The 12,750-nt window shown below is 60.3% G+C and carries 10 protein-coding genes and 5 pseudogenes; 4 read left to right on the forward strand and 11 right to left on the reverse strand.

Translation table 11 applies throughout. The annotated features are described in order from the left end of the window. Window positions 1–259: 259 nt before the first annotated feature. Window positions 260–862, reverse strand: a pseudogene (locus AC1DK4_RS27860) (IS6 family transposase); the annotation flags it as partial. 457 nt (window positions 863–1,319) lie between these two features. Here AC1DK4_RS27860 and AC1DK4_RS27865 point away from each other — a divergent pair. Both AC1DK4_RS27865 and AC1DK4_RS27870 read left to right on the forward strand, forming a co-directional pair. Then, window positions 1,320–1,787 carry an RcnB family protein gene (locus tag AC1DK4_RS27865; RefSeq protein ID WP_441620481.1) on the forward strand — a complete coding sequence of 156 codons (468 nt, stop codon included), beginning with the start codon at window positions 1,320–1,322 and terminating at the stop codon, window positions 1,785–1,787. Between the two features lie 648 nt (window positions 1,788–2,435). Next, window positions 2,436–2,855, forward strand: coding sequence for a BON domain-containing protein (locus AC1DK4_RS27870; RefSeq protein WP_441620479.1), 420 nt, complete (start codon window positions 2,436–2,438; stop codon window positions 2,853–2,855). A gap of 765 nt (window positions 2,856–3,620) precedes the next feature. Here AC1DK4_RS27870 and AC1DK4_RS27875 read toward each other — a convergent pair. Continuing rightward, window positions 3,621–3,857, reverse strand: a complete 237-nt coding sequence (locus tag AC1DK4_RS27875) for an acyl carrier protein (RefSeq protein ID WP_441620477.1) — start codon at window positions 3,855–3,857, stop codon at window positions 3,621–3,623. Window positions 3,858–4,984: 1,127 nt separating this feature from the next. After that, window positions 4,985–5,407 (reverse strand): ElaB/YgaM/YqjD family protein, encoded by a 423-nt coding sequence (locus tag AC1DK4_RS27880; RefSeq protein ID WP_441620475.1) that lies wholly within the window; start codon window positions 5,405–5,407, stop codon window positions 4,985–4,987. Window positions 5,408–5,723: 316 nt separating this feature from the next. Between AC1DK4_RS27880 and AC1DK4_RS27885 the strand changes: the two are divergent. Next, window positions 5,724–5,913: pseudogene (locus AC1DK4_RS27885) on the forward strand (PRC-barrel domain-containing protein); the annotation flags it as partial. A gap of 195 nt (window positions 5,914–6,108) precedes the next feature. Here the strand turns inward: AC1DK4_RS27885 and AC1DK4_RS27890 are convergent. Beyond that, a pseudogene (locus tag AC1DK4_RS27890) lies at window positions 6,109–6,465 on the reverse strand (putative zinc-binding metallopeptidase); the annotation flags it as partial. A 38-nt stretch (window positions 6,466–6,503) separates the two neighbouring features. Between AC1DK4_RS27890 and AC1DK4_RS27895 the strand changes: the two are divergent. Then, window positions 6,504–7,280 carry an ATP-binding protein gene (locus AC1DK4_RS27895; protein WP_441620473.1) on the forward strand — a complete coding sequence of 259 codons (777 nt, stop codon included), beginning with the start codon at window positions 6,504–6,506 and terminating at the stop codon, window positions 7,278–7,280. Window positions 7,281–7,319: 39 nt separating this feature from the next. Here AC1DK4_RS27895 and AC1DK4_RS27900 read toward each other — a convergent pair. The 7 genes and pseudogenes from AC1DK4_RS27900 to AC1DK4_RS27930 form a co-directional block, all read right to left on the reverse strand. Continuing rightward, a pseudogene (locus AC1DK4_RS27900) lies at window positions 7,320–7,905 on the reverse strand (flavodoxin family protein); the annotation flags it as partial. Window positions 7,906–8,149: 244 nt separating this feature from the next. Next, window positions 8,150–8,782 (reverse strand): VTT domain-containing protein, encoded by a 633-nt coding sequence (locus AC1DK4_RS27905; RefSeq protein ID WP_441620471.1) that lies wholly within the window; start codon window positions 8,780–8,782, stop codon window positions 8,150–8,152. A 15-nt stretch (window positions 8,783–8,797) separates the two neighbouring features. After that, entirely contained in the window at window positions 8,798–9,235 is a 438-nt protein-coding gene (locus AC1DK4_RS27910) for a hypothetical protein (protein ID WP_441620469.1), read from the reverse strand. Window positions 9,236–9,265: 30 nt separating this feature from the next. Beyond that, a complete protein-coding gene (locus tag AC1DK4_RS27915; protein WP_441620489.1) occupies window positions 9,266–10,033 on the reverse strand; it encodes a COG4705 family protein in 768 nt (255 codons plus the stop codon). A 664-nt stretch (window positions 10,034–10,697) separates the two neighbouring features. Next, the gene (locus AC1DK4_RS27920) at window positions 10,698–11,174 is read right to left on the reverse strand and encodes a hypothetical protein (RefSeq protein ID WP_441620467.1); all 477 of its coding nucleotides are present in this window, start codon (window positions 11,172–11,174) and stop codon (window positions 10,698–10,700) included. A 373-nt stretch (window positions 11,175–11,547) separates the two neighbouring features. After that, a complete protein-coding gene (locus AC1DK4_RS27925; RefSeq protein ID WP_441620466.1) occupies window positions 11,548–12,411 on the reverse strand; it encodes an IclR family transcriptional regulator in 864 nt (287 codons plus the stop codon). A 91-nt stretch (window positions 12,412–12,502) separates the two neighbouring features. Beyond that, window positions 12,503–12,742, reverse strand: a pseudogene (locus AC1DK4_RS27930) (DUF1330 domain-containing protein); the annotation flags it as partial. Window positions 12,743–12,750: the final 8 nt, after the last annotated feature.

A 12,750-nucleotide genomic window follows, 5' to 3' on the forward strand; every position in this document is an offset into this window, starting at 1 on the left:
CGAGCGCAACGGACGCTACTGCAGCGCTCACGGATGAATGGCATGGCTTGCCTCAACGGACGCTACTGCAGCGCTCACGGATGAATGGCATGGCTTGCCTGGGGCAATACGAAGCTGCGCTAGAGACCGCTGTGGGCTGAGTTCTCGGCAGGCGCAAGATGGAAAGCACCCGCGGCTATGTTGAAGAGTTGCAGGGTACAAGGCGCTGGCGCAAGCGGCCTGAAGCCGGGTTTTCAATAGGCGGGGCGTTGACCCGTACTCATCTCGGCGGTGTGCAGTTGAGGAGTTTGCGATAAAGCGAAGCGCGCAGCAAATGACGCTTGAGAGCGAAATGCTGCCAGATCAGGCCGAAGTTCGGCAGGAAGGCCTGCGTGCGCCTTGGGTCGCGGAATCCGCGCATGCGCCGCTCCCGTTCGCGGGTCAGCTGATGACTGTTCTCGGCGCGATTGTTCACGCGGGCGGGGGCCTTCACGAACACGTGCTTGACGCTGGCCAGCTCCGAGATTTCGGCCTTTGCGGCTGGGTAGCCGCGCAGTTGATCGGTGACGATCTTGCGTGGCGCCGGGCAGGAACGCAGCACGCGCTGAAAGAAGCGTCGGGCGGCGGCCTTGTCGCGCCGCTTCTGCAGCAGGATGTCGAGTTCGGCACCATATTCATCGACGGCCCGCCACAGCACGTAGGGCTCGCCACGCAACGTCGCGAGCATCTCATCCAGTTGCCACGTGCTGCCTGGTTTGCGGCGCGCAGCCTTGGCGCGATGCGCAAAGGCCGCGCCAAACTTGTCGCATCAGCGGCGGATCGTCTCGTAGCTGACGATCACACCGCGCTCGAACAGCAGCTCCTCAATCTCGCGCAGGCTCAGGTTGTCGTCATGGCTCGTTGTAGGAGGAATCCTCGTTGTGGGAGAGCCCATTTCCTACATTCAACCGGCAATCCAATGCGTACCCTGAAGAAAGAACGAAGTTGAATAGGAGAACCTTATGAAGCTCATCCTTGTGTTGCTTGCCGCTTCCATTGCATTGCTCAGTGGCTGCGTTGTGGCGCCCTATGGAGATGAGCACCGGGGCGGTGGCGGGTACTACGGCGGAGATGGCCGAGGGGACCACGACCGGGACCACGGCAATCGCGACCGGAGCGATCACCGGGACGACGGTAGCGACAGAGACCGGTGGCAGGGCGGGCARCGATACTAGCGCCTCGCTAGCGAGTGCGCGAGGCCATGTGATGAATACGCATTACGATTTCGTTACGAGTAGCCTCCGGAGCCCGGAATAGACTGAATGGTAGGGTCCTCAATTACATAGCCTCTGGAGATCGAGATGCGGAAGATCAAGATGTTCGCCAGCCTGGCGCTAGCGGCGTGCACTGTCATTTCGATTGCCGCCTATGCCCAGGATAGGGGTCCTGGTGGAGATGATCGCGGAAGGCCCCCCATGGGTCACGATCAGGGTCAAAATCACGATAACCAGCACGGCTACAACGATCGCGGTCGGGACGGTGACCACGGCCGGCAAGGTGACATAGGTTGGGAAGGTGACAGGGGCAGGGGGCAGATGGACAGAGGGTACGGCCCTGACCGTCGCGCTGATCGCCCGGGCCCTGGCCATTGGCAAAAGGGTGAAAGGATCCCGTCGGAATACCGTCACCGTCAGTACGTGGTCGATGACTGGCGCGCCTATCGGCTATCGCCTCCGCCGCGCGGATACCAGTGGGTGGGGGTTGGCGGGGATTACCTACTGGTCGCCGTTCCGACCGGCGTGGTCTTCCAGGTGGTCATCGGGCGCTAGGTCGCGGGCAACAAAAAGCCGGCAGATGTGAATTGACGCCAAAAAAATGGACGGATCGGAAAGCTAGGCCTGGCAGGGCTGAGTTTCGCTAAAAGGTCGCAGATCAGTCGTCCCGATTCTGAACCCGAGAGTTGTCCCAATTGTTGCATCTTCCTAATATCCTGAAGGAGCGAAAACCGTTCGACGTGACGCGCCGCTTCGCGTACACATTTAGACTAGACCCGTAGCACTGTGGGTACAGGCGACACGCCGCTAATACCTCTCGGATTTGGCAAAGGGCTTGAAAGAAGTCCGTCGCGGTCACATCGATCACCTGGTCTCTATAGCGACCTCGCAAGCGACATTTTGGGTAGGTGCCCGAGGCGCGAAAGTGAATCTGTTCGTCCTCCTTACCCCCTATAAGCCTGGCGCGGAACTTGAGCATCACCAATAAGCCGACGGCCCACCCATTATCCATACAACTAGAGTGTAGGGCGGTCTCGTGGATTCCGGCGTCAGCGTAATCCTACATTTCTGGCTGTCGGCTCGATCGGCATCATGCACTGGCGGAACTCCCCGCTTCCCGAGATTGTCCGTCTTTATAGGGAGGCCATAGCGCTGTTGGGACGAGCGCGATATGAAACGAGTTGGGAGGCATTACAGGAGACGATGATGAAACTTATCGTGAAGATGTGTCTCGCTAGTCTTGCGGGATTGCTTGCGACCGCAGGCGAGGTAACCGCCGGGACAGATGCGCCCAGATTGCCGACGGTAACGGAGGGCGTCCCCGCCATAAATAATAGACCCGTCGGAGCCCCAGAAGGTGAGTTTGGCGGCGGCATCATGAAGTCCGCGCCGATCGCAGCACCCGCGACAAACGTTTCCGACAATGCAATCACCATGAAGGTGAGAGAGCAGCTTCTAGCCTCCGGGCTTCGATCAGGCCGGATGCGGGTGAGTACCGAGAACGGCATCGTGCAGCTCAATGGCAAGGTGCAAAGCGACACCGAAAAGCTGACGGCCTTGAATGCGGTCCGAACAGTGGAGGGCGTGCAATCTGTCGTGGACGGCCTTGAGGTCGAGAAATAGTATCGCGCACCTTTCGCAGGAAAACGCCCCCGGCGATGCTTGGCGTGTTGATGGGGCGATTGAACCTCCCGCCGGGCGCTTGATGGCAGCGGCGGGCCTTCCAGCAAAGTAATGCAGATAGGAAGGTAATGGAGCGCACGAAGCATCGCTATTGGTCGTTTGGCTGACCACCTTCGCTCGGTGTCGGCGCGCGCCTAAGGCCGGGCCGTTATGTCGCAGGCTGATCCTCGCATTGTCGGAGATGGGTACGAGTGAGTCCGTCGGCGGGGGTGAGGGTCAGGATCAATTGTGTCAGGGGGCCGTAGAAATTTATGGAAAAGCCTCCTGCAACAGCACTGCGGCCCCGCACATTAGTTTTTTTGCGATTTGGATTCCGCCTTAACGATGAGGCGATCTTGATTTGCGTCCAACTCCACGCGGGGGCGGTTGCCCTGCACGAGACAGTCCCGCATGTCGGAGACGATATGAGGAGGCATCTCGTCGCGCTCGGATCGGGCCTGTGCGCCGACGCCGACCTCAAATGGGCCACCGCAACTCGCGCAGTGATATACGTAGCCAGCCAAGGTGCGCCGGCGTTCCGCGAGCGTCTGGCAGAGTGGACAGCTAGCTGTTTCAAACGGCAATTCGTTCACGTCTTCACCATTAAAACCATGTCATGTGAGATGCGGGCCTTTCCTCAGTAGAAATGGGCCTCATGCTGAGCTGGCAGCGGCCGGTAGTATCCGACCGAGCGGAATGGTCCAGGCTCCACGCGGATTCCGCCCGCTAAGACTGGAGTTCTTCGGCTGCCGCCGCGAGCGAATTTACGCTTCGAAACAGTTGGCGGGAAAGCATTGCATCGGGGATCTCGATGTTGAATGCATTCTCAATGGCCAGCATCACGTGCACGGTAGCCAGGGAGGAGAGGCCCGCTGCGTAAAGATCTGCTTGGTCGTCAAGCGCTTCGACGGGCACGTCGAGCCGTGCGACGTCGCTAAGGATCTGTCGAATGATAGCCTTCATCTGGAACCTCTCGGCGGATGAGTATGATCGAAAGAAACCATTGGGCCGAATCCGTCGTGGGGCTTCAGTGCGCCGCCGCACAAGCTCGCCACGTTGGTAGCCCATCTGCTCGCGTAGCTCATCTCGCGGCGAGCGCGCTGCTGCTGTGACGTCCCGATGTGCGATGAGAAGTACATCCGAAAGCTGCCGCGATCGTGTCGAAATTGCGCGACCGGAAATGACCGAAGTCTTCAGGCATAACGGCTAGATCATTTGCGAAATGCGAATAGGAATCTGAACACTTCAACTGCCAGGCAGATTTCTCAGGCTTCCGCCCGGGATCCGGAGCTTTCTCGGCGAGCTTAACTCGGCCAAAAACGTGCTTTCGCGCTTCCGGGCCCAGAATCGTACCCTCTGCAGACCGACCCTCCGCGTCACATTCAACTCAAAATCGCTATGACGGTGCCCCTGACAGCGGGAGCTGCGTGTAGCTAGCTCATTGGCTTAAATTTTGCCCAATCGTCCTTTGCGCGCGGGAACAGAGTGTGCTCTCTTGACTGCGAGCATGCGAAGCGCATGCCGTTTCCCCAAAATGACACGTAAGAGTTGACCATGGACAAAGCAAAAGTACCAACAGACCAACGTGCAGCTCACGGCCTCCTGGCAGACGACCATCGTGCGGCCAAGAAACTGTTCAAGCAATTCGAGGAAAGCTCCAGCATAAGTTGCGAAGTCTGCGTCAAGAATGAATGCCCAATTCTCGACCACTTGGAACGCATACGCGCGCAGGTCGCGTTGGCACGCGAATGGGCCGCCGTTACCGGACGCTGCATGAGATCGACCAGGAGCGCAATGCTGCTTACGCACGGCGCAGTTCCCTGGGATGATTAATGTATTTCGTCGGCGTGAGCGTGCGTGAGGGAATGCGCGCGGTGCAGGGGGCGGAGGCTTTCCTGCCCATTCGACGCATTGAAGGTCCCGAATTGCCGCTTGGAATTTGGGTCCTGCTGATCGGGCCAATCAGGACGGGCGCGCGGAGGCAACCTCCGCACCTGGGCGGTGGCGGCTGCGACTGAGCGCCCTAGCGAAACCAGGTGCCGGCGCGCAAGAGGGTCGGGCCTGGTCCGCGATTCAGTCTATCTTCAGTCCTAGCCCCGGTCGCCACCCCGGTTTGCCATCAACAGGCCCAGGATAATGCCGACCCCGACCGCCACGCTCATGGAACGCAGCGGCTGATCCTTAACATAGGCGGCGGTATCCTCGGCTCGCCGGGAGATTTGCTGGCGCACATTTTCCGAGATGCCCTTTGCGGCATCCCTGGTCGCGTTCATCTTGCTCAGGAACTCTTCCTTGGCCTCGTCCAGCGCAGCCCCGGACAGGGTGGGAATGCGGCTGATCAGGTCGTCGAGCTCCCGCTTCAAGCCGTAGGCTTCGCTGCGTGCGACCGCACCGACCTGTTTGCCGGCGTCCTTGGCAGCGTCCAGGATGTTTGTGGTTGCCGTGCCGAACTTGCCGGCGATACCCGGCGAATCGTTCTGGACGGAGGATTGGGTATTGCCTTGGGTTTCCATTAGTCGTGCTCCTGAAAGTCGGTCGTTCGGCATCAGGTCATCGCGCGCCGGACACGCCGCGCGGTACCCCGTGGTCGTCCGCCTGCTCGTCGGCGGCGCAGGCCAGGTACACAGCGCATGTTTCATGCCATGAATGCATCATTGCCCCCAAGTGGAGCGCGCTCTGGCCAGGCATCGCCGGTCGGTCACTGCGGGGAGCAGCGCGGCAGCCGTGATGCGACCAGAACCAAGCCCTCGCGGCGAATCCAGCAGCCCTGCCTCTCGCGCACGGCTGCATAGAAAATTACCGGCCTTGAAATTCCTCCCTCGGCCGGAGGTTGGCAAAATTTCGGAGATCCTGCTCGACGTGCGTGGCGGACGCATACGCTGTGCTGACCAACGGTGGCTTCCTCGGAATGGGCGATTCCCTGCATGCCAGTCCCTGGGGCGCGCTCAGCCTGGACACCGACGATAAGTGCTTCAGCACCGGTGTGACCGCGCAACGGATCAAGAATGCGCCGGGTTTTCCTATCTGATTTATGAATAATTCCATGGGAGCGCAGCGAGCGGTGCGCGTGCGCGGCAGGGCGAGCGGGTGGCGGCTCAGGGTCAGTCCGGGCTTTTCATCGGCGACAACTAAAGGAAGGGAGCAAGGTCCGTGCAACCTTTGAGAAGGTTAGTGGCGTGGCAACGGTGACGAATATCGAGCCGGAATAAGCGCCCTACGGATTAGGCAATGCTGCCTGTGGCCCCGCCGCCACAACCTCGTGCACGAAGCGGAGCTTGTCCACCACGACAGGGCTCAGTGCGAACGGATAGCCATCCGGCACGCCCAGGCTTCGGTTGAGGCTGTTGCGCACGTAGGTGAGCGGAAACCACCGATTCATCAGACTTTGAAAGCTGGCATCCTCGACGGGTGTCTGGTCCGTCAGGGTAGGCTCTCCGACTGTGGCTGGCTTGAGCGCAAGCCCGCATGCCGCGGCGGTGTCCACGGTATCGACGATGTGGAGATAGTCTGCCCAGGTTTCGGCCCAGTCCTCCCACGGGGGCATGGCCGCGTAGGCGCTGACATAGTGCCGAGGTGGGTGCAACGCCTGGACGCCGTGTATAAAAAGAAATGAGCTCATCTGGATCGCTCGCCTTCTACCTGCGACTGCATCGCAAGGCTGGCAATGCCATCAAGTACACCCCGGACGGTGGCGTCATCGATCTGAGGATCAAACGGCAGGGCGAAGATGCGGTGCTGAGCATCACCGACAACGGCATCGGCATCCGCAAGGAGTTTCTTGCCAGCATTTTCGAGATCTTCGTGCAAGCCGAACCGGCTACCGACCGCCGCGCGTCAGGACTCGGCCTCGGGCTGGCCCTCGTGCGCAAGCTGACCGAACTCCATGGGGGGACCGTGACGGCCACCAGCAACGGGCAGAATGTCGGGAGCCGGTTTGTCGTGCGCCTGCCGGCACTGCCGGACGGCACGCCAGCGGCTGCGCCCGAGCCCTTGCACACCGTGACGGCTTCGGTCGTTTTACCCCGCCGCATACTCGTGGTCGACGATAACTGCGATGCTGGCGACAGCATCGCGACGTTACTTCGCCTGGACGGCCACGAGGTGCGGGTCGCGCGGGACGGCTCGAGTGCCCTGACATGCGTGGATAACTTTCATCCCGAGGTCGTCTTGCTTGATATCGGCTTGCCAGATATCGACGGCAATGAAGTGGCACGGCTGATCCGGGCGAACCCCAATCTGCCCGATGTCCGGCTGGTGGCCCTGAGCGGATACGGGAGGCCGGAAGGAGGCCTCGGCGAACGGCGGGATTTTGATCACTATCTGGTCAAGCCAGCCGCATTGACGCAGTTGAATGCCTTGATTGCCATGGGCGCAAAGCGCGTATAGGCAGCAGGGCGGGGCATTCACATACTGTGCCCCATCACATCACTTCTGCCGTGGCGCCAACACCTTGCGGTCGGGCGCTTCCAGCTTGCCCGCACGGCGCAGACTTACCGCCTCGGCAATCGCGCCGGCCACATTGTCCACCTCGCGCGGCATCGCCTGGTCGTGATCGAGGTCAGCATGGCTGGTGGCGTACGGGCGCCAATAGCCGATATAGCGGTCGAGTTTCGCCAGATGCCTGCGTCTATCAAGCCCATCCAGTCCATCCAGTCGCACAATGCGCGTCGCACACCATCGATTCCGGCCACGTCGCCATGTACCGCCACACCGTAGACGCGCCCGGCCAAGTGCTTGGGGTAGTCCCAGCCCCGCAATTCCAGCGCCTTGGCTTGCTCCGGCTTTTGCCATGCGTGCTGCTCGGATCGGGGTTACCGCCATCGGCACAGACCAGCCGGTTAATCATCAGCTTGAGCGGACTTGTGGCCTGATACCAATAGACCGGCGAGACGATCATCACGCCATGGGCGCCTACCCAGCGCGGATAGAGCGCGTTCATCCAATCGTTGACCTGGCCGAGCGAATGATTGGGATAGCAACTGCATGGCCAATGGCAAAGTGGCATGGCCGTAAGCTGCGCCGCCGTCGGATAGATGAGCGCAACAGCACGAAGATTAATGCCAATCAAATGTTGTGCTCAGCGTGACGGGGGACCGGCGGGGCGCATGTCCCGTGGCTACAGGCATTTTGCCGCGCGAAGGAAACTTCGGCCATGCAGCAACAGAGGGCAGGACAAATGTCCCGCCAGCTAATAATCCCTATTGGCCGATGTTCTTCCCATAACCGCCCTTACCAACTTTCGCGCGGCCGAGCATTTACCCCTCAACCCGGCCCCATCCCCTTCGGACCTGCACCACCACCGGTAACAGCGATACGACGATAATTGCTATCGTCAGCCAACTCATATGCGAACGCACCCACTCGATGCCGCCCAGCCAGAAGCCGGCAAGCAGTAAGCCACTTCCCCACACCACCGCGCCGAGCACGTTGAAGGCAGCGAAGCGCCGGGGGTGCATGCCAGTCAGGCCGGCGAGGAAGGGGGCCACGCTGCGGACGATCGGCACGAAGCGCGCGATGGTGATGGTCGAGCCCCCGTAGTGATCGAAGTAGGCACGAGTCTTTGCAATATATTGCGGCTTAACCCAGCCACCGCGCAGCAGATGCTGACCCAGGGGGGACCGGCCTATCAGGTAGTTGACGCCGTCGCCGACAATGGCTGCGGTGCAAATCATTGCCATTGCTGGTAGCGGCGACAAACCATTGACGCCGAGGAATGCGCCAGTCGCGAACAGCAATGAATCACCCGGCAAAAACGGCAGAATGACGAAGCCGGTCTCCAGGAAGATGATGGCTGCCACGAACAGCACGCCGGTGACCCAGTTCTGGGCCAGCATCGACATAATTTGCTGGTCATTGAAGAGCCAACTGAGCAATCCGGTGGATAACATGCGATGTCCCGGACCTTAACGTCGTCCGCCGAGCCGGTCAAACGTGCCTAAAAGATCCGTCAATGCTTGCTTGCACTCCACCGCATTTGGTGTGGTAGACCGCACTGCTCCGAGCGCGCGGTCGATGGCCTTGTCGGCGACGTGCCAGTCCGCGGCGGCGCGCGGCTTCAGGCCGGCTTCGGCGTTATCCCACGCAACCTCTAGGTCCTTGATCCTCGTCTTTGCCGCGGGTAGATTGCCCTTTTCAACGAGCAAGGCCACGTCTGCAGCGATCACGCGAAAGGCGGACAGGTCGCCTAGCCTGGATTGCGTGGGCGTGTCCGCAGGAGTGGCCGCCACAGCGATGTGAGGGAGGAGGGCGAGGGCCGCGGAAACACTTGCGTAGCTTGGCGCCAGCACGGCTGCGGCGAGCAAGGCCGCGTCAAGTCGGCGGTGAATGATGTGTCGCTTCATGTCGTACTCCTAAAGGATTCGCGTGATGCATTACGAGGTGCGAGGGGCGGGATTACCGGGCCCGCGCTGACTAACATTCCGTTGGGCGATGGCGACCATCAGAACGATCACCGATAGGAAGATCGCGCTTGTCACCAAGGCGCCGAGACCAACGCCGCCATACTCGTGCGACTGTGACAACATGTCACCGAGCGAAGCGCCCAGGGGACGCGTGAGGATATAAGCGATCCAGAACGCCAAGACAGTGTTTAAGCCACAGTAAAAGGCCGCGACGGTGAGCGCGATCAACGTGCCAAATGCCACGCAGCCGAGTCGGAATCCCAGTCCCAGGGCTTCGGTGGCGAGGTCGCCTGCTGCGGTGCCCAGTGCAAATGTGCAAAGAATCGCAGCCCAGTAAAACAGCTCTCTTTGGGGGCTATCTATGGATTGGATAGATAGCGTCCTTTCTCGGCCGTACCAGAGCAGGAAAACCCCAGCGAGCAGGATGGCGAAAAGCGCGGTGCTTAGGTATAAGCTCACGCCTAAGCCGTCAGTCAGAGCGTCGGTGATCTGGGTGCCTACTACGCTGACCAGCACTACCGTCAGCCAGTAAAGCCATGGAACGTAACGACGCTGCCGCACGTGGGTGAGCAAAGCAAGGCACAGCAGACCGAACATACCAGCACGTGTGGCCGCCTGTCCCAGTCCCGCATTGACAGCGAGGTAATCGGCACCAGTCTCGCCAACGGTGGTCGACATAATCTTGATGATCCAAAAACCGAGGGTGACTTGCGGCACCTTGTTCTGCCAATTGGACATGGGATCTTGCAGTACGGTGGGCATAAAGGGCTCTCCGATTCGGTCAGCGGGTTGGCGTGCGCAGTCGCATCTGGCCAGATACATGGTCGCGGTACGCAACCAACTGGATACCCGACACGGAAACGGGCAGCAAAGGATGGAGTTAAGGCTAACGCCGTATGCCTTAAGGAAGAATTAAAGGAACGACGTTTGGGCGAAGTGACTAAGGCAATACCGGCCGGCGCCGGCAACTGAGCGTTTTCCCATCGCGGGATGGCGCGTGGCACGGGGACAGCCGGCCGCATACGGCGAGGGGAGTGCCTTTCCGATGCCTATGCGGCGATGAACGTTCGCAAGGTTAGATCAATGCCTGGCCCCTGGCCCAAAATGTCGATGAAGCCGCTACGCCTGGCGGCGTGCTCCAACGCGGCGCGCATAAGTGGCGACAAAAAAGAGGGCGGGGAGTTCGTCGGCGTTCCGGTAGCCTCCACCCTCGGCGAAACAGCGGAGCCTGGCAGTGCAGCGGGGTGAAGGGGGAGCAGCAGGACTGGACTCCTACGCGGAGGGGGGCGCGGCGGTTAGACCGTAAGCGCCCGGCGAACGCGCCTTGACAGCGCACGACGCGGTGGCGGGAGAAACAGGCATGACCTCGAAGAGGCTGCCGACTGTATTCGCTTACGAGTAGCTACAGGCCGCTATACATGACGAATCCCTTGGTCCAAGCAATGTGACCTTCTTCGTCAGCCTTCCAAAAAACCTGCGCGGACACATCGTATGGCAATGGACCCTTTCCCTTGCGGAAGAACTCCGCACGATGGATGGAGATGTCACTCCTACACACACCATCAATCTTAAACTCCTGATTCCGAAGCGCATTTTCGAGCGCGGCCACAGGTGACCCAGGCGGGAATAATGTTCGCAGCCGAGCGTCGAACTCTGGCGAGATTGCCAGCTTCCCGCCCCATCCCTTCAGCATCTCCACTTCCGTCTTGTTGCTGGGCGGGCACGGACTCGCATGGCCGCCTCCAGCCGTCACATTGCGCAACAATGGTGGTAAATCGTTTGCCTTCGGTACCGGACCACACCCCACAGACAACAGGCTGACCAGGCCGATCCAGACCAGCGATCGGACAGATATACGTCTGCGGTAGGCGTGCCTCATTTTTTTCACCAAGGCCTCACGGCCGGACTAGCTCTCCTTCTGGCCGGGTTTTGGGTGGCTACGTTATTGGGGGAAGGGCGGATGTCTGTCTGCGCCGCCAACAACTCAAGTCAGCCGTCGGCGCGCTGGCCCTCAGTTCCGGATTCCCAATCAATATTTTCACGATGGTGAAAGTACTGGGTTGTGACCATGGCATCCCGCGGACACTCAACGGTCGTCTCTTGCCACGACCCTTCTCCGCCGGTCGACCGGTCTAATTGTTCTGACTGAAGTCGCGACAAGAGCGGTCGCCCGGTTCGGTGTTGCGACCGTCGCCCGCAAGTTGGATGCCAGGTTTTGGCAGACGATCAGGCGGCAATGCAGGAAATCAGGCTTATGTTGTCGGATCCGCCAATGACGAGCCGAACGACAGGTTGCTCCCGCAAGATCGCGAGATGCTCACGCTTGCGTCGACCAGCGCTTTGATTGCCTTTGTCTTGATGCGCCGGACATCGGGGCTTGCGCCGATTAGCGTCAGACACGCGACTGCCTCGTTCTGAACATCGAGAATCGGCGCGCTCACAGCGGACAGTCCTGGGATGAGAACCGATTCCGCTTCGTCGTATCCGACTCGCCGGATCGTCGAAAGACGCTCAAGCAACTTCACTGGCGGCTGTTCATGGTTCTTCGAAACGGCCAACTCGATCAGGTCATCTCTGACCTGATCGGGGGTGAAGGCGAGCAGCACGCGACCCGTTGCCGAATTTGTCAATTGGAATGTCGAGCCCACCGACAACGTAGTAATGAACGGCACATAGCTGCGTTCCCATCGCACGATAGTGGGGCCGCGATCGCCGAGCACACAGAGGAGGGCGGGCAATCCCGTGATAGAAACTAGCTGTGGCATTGCTTCACTGGCGAGGCGCAGATGATCAATACGCGCGAGGGCAGACGCGCCGATGCGTACCGCCGTCGGCCCAAGGTCGTAGAGACCGGTGACTTCATCCTGTACCGCGAGACCGCTTGCCATTAGGCTCGCGAGGTAGCGATGCGCGAGGCTGTTTGGCATGCCGATGGCGCGCGCCAGATCGCGGAGGGGTGTCGCCTTACCCGCCTCGACAAGCGCAAGAAGAACCTCCGTTGCCTTGTCGGCCGACTGAATCCGGCGTCGTCCTCCGCTATTGCCGGCAGCAGTCGGTGGCGGGTCGTCCGCCGACACCGCCGATGGTTCTGCGATGGTTTTTTTTGCTTCTGTCAAAGCCGTCGATACTCCTCTCGGAAGGGGGCGAACCTCGGATTCAGGGTGCGCGAACGATTTTTGAGTTTATCACGGGCGATGACACGGGAATTCAGCCAGCTCCAGGCAAGCAGATGACGCGCGCATCGGCATTGCGGAGGCGGAGCGGCAAAATGCGCTGATAGTCTGTGGAGGTGTACCAGGCCGTGGCGTCCTCGGGGCTCTCGAACTCCAGAACCACGAACGTCCCGGTTTTGGCGTTGCCCTCGAGCACGTGGGGCGTGCCTCCCCGAATCAGGAACACGCCGCCATAGGAATCCAGCGTGGGCTGGACCTTGCTGGCGTACTCATCCCACTCCG

This window comes from Cupriavidus sp. 05N38 (assembly GCF_056397345.1).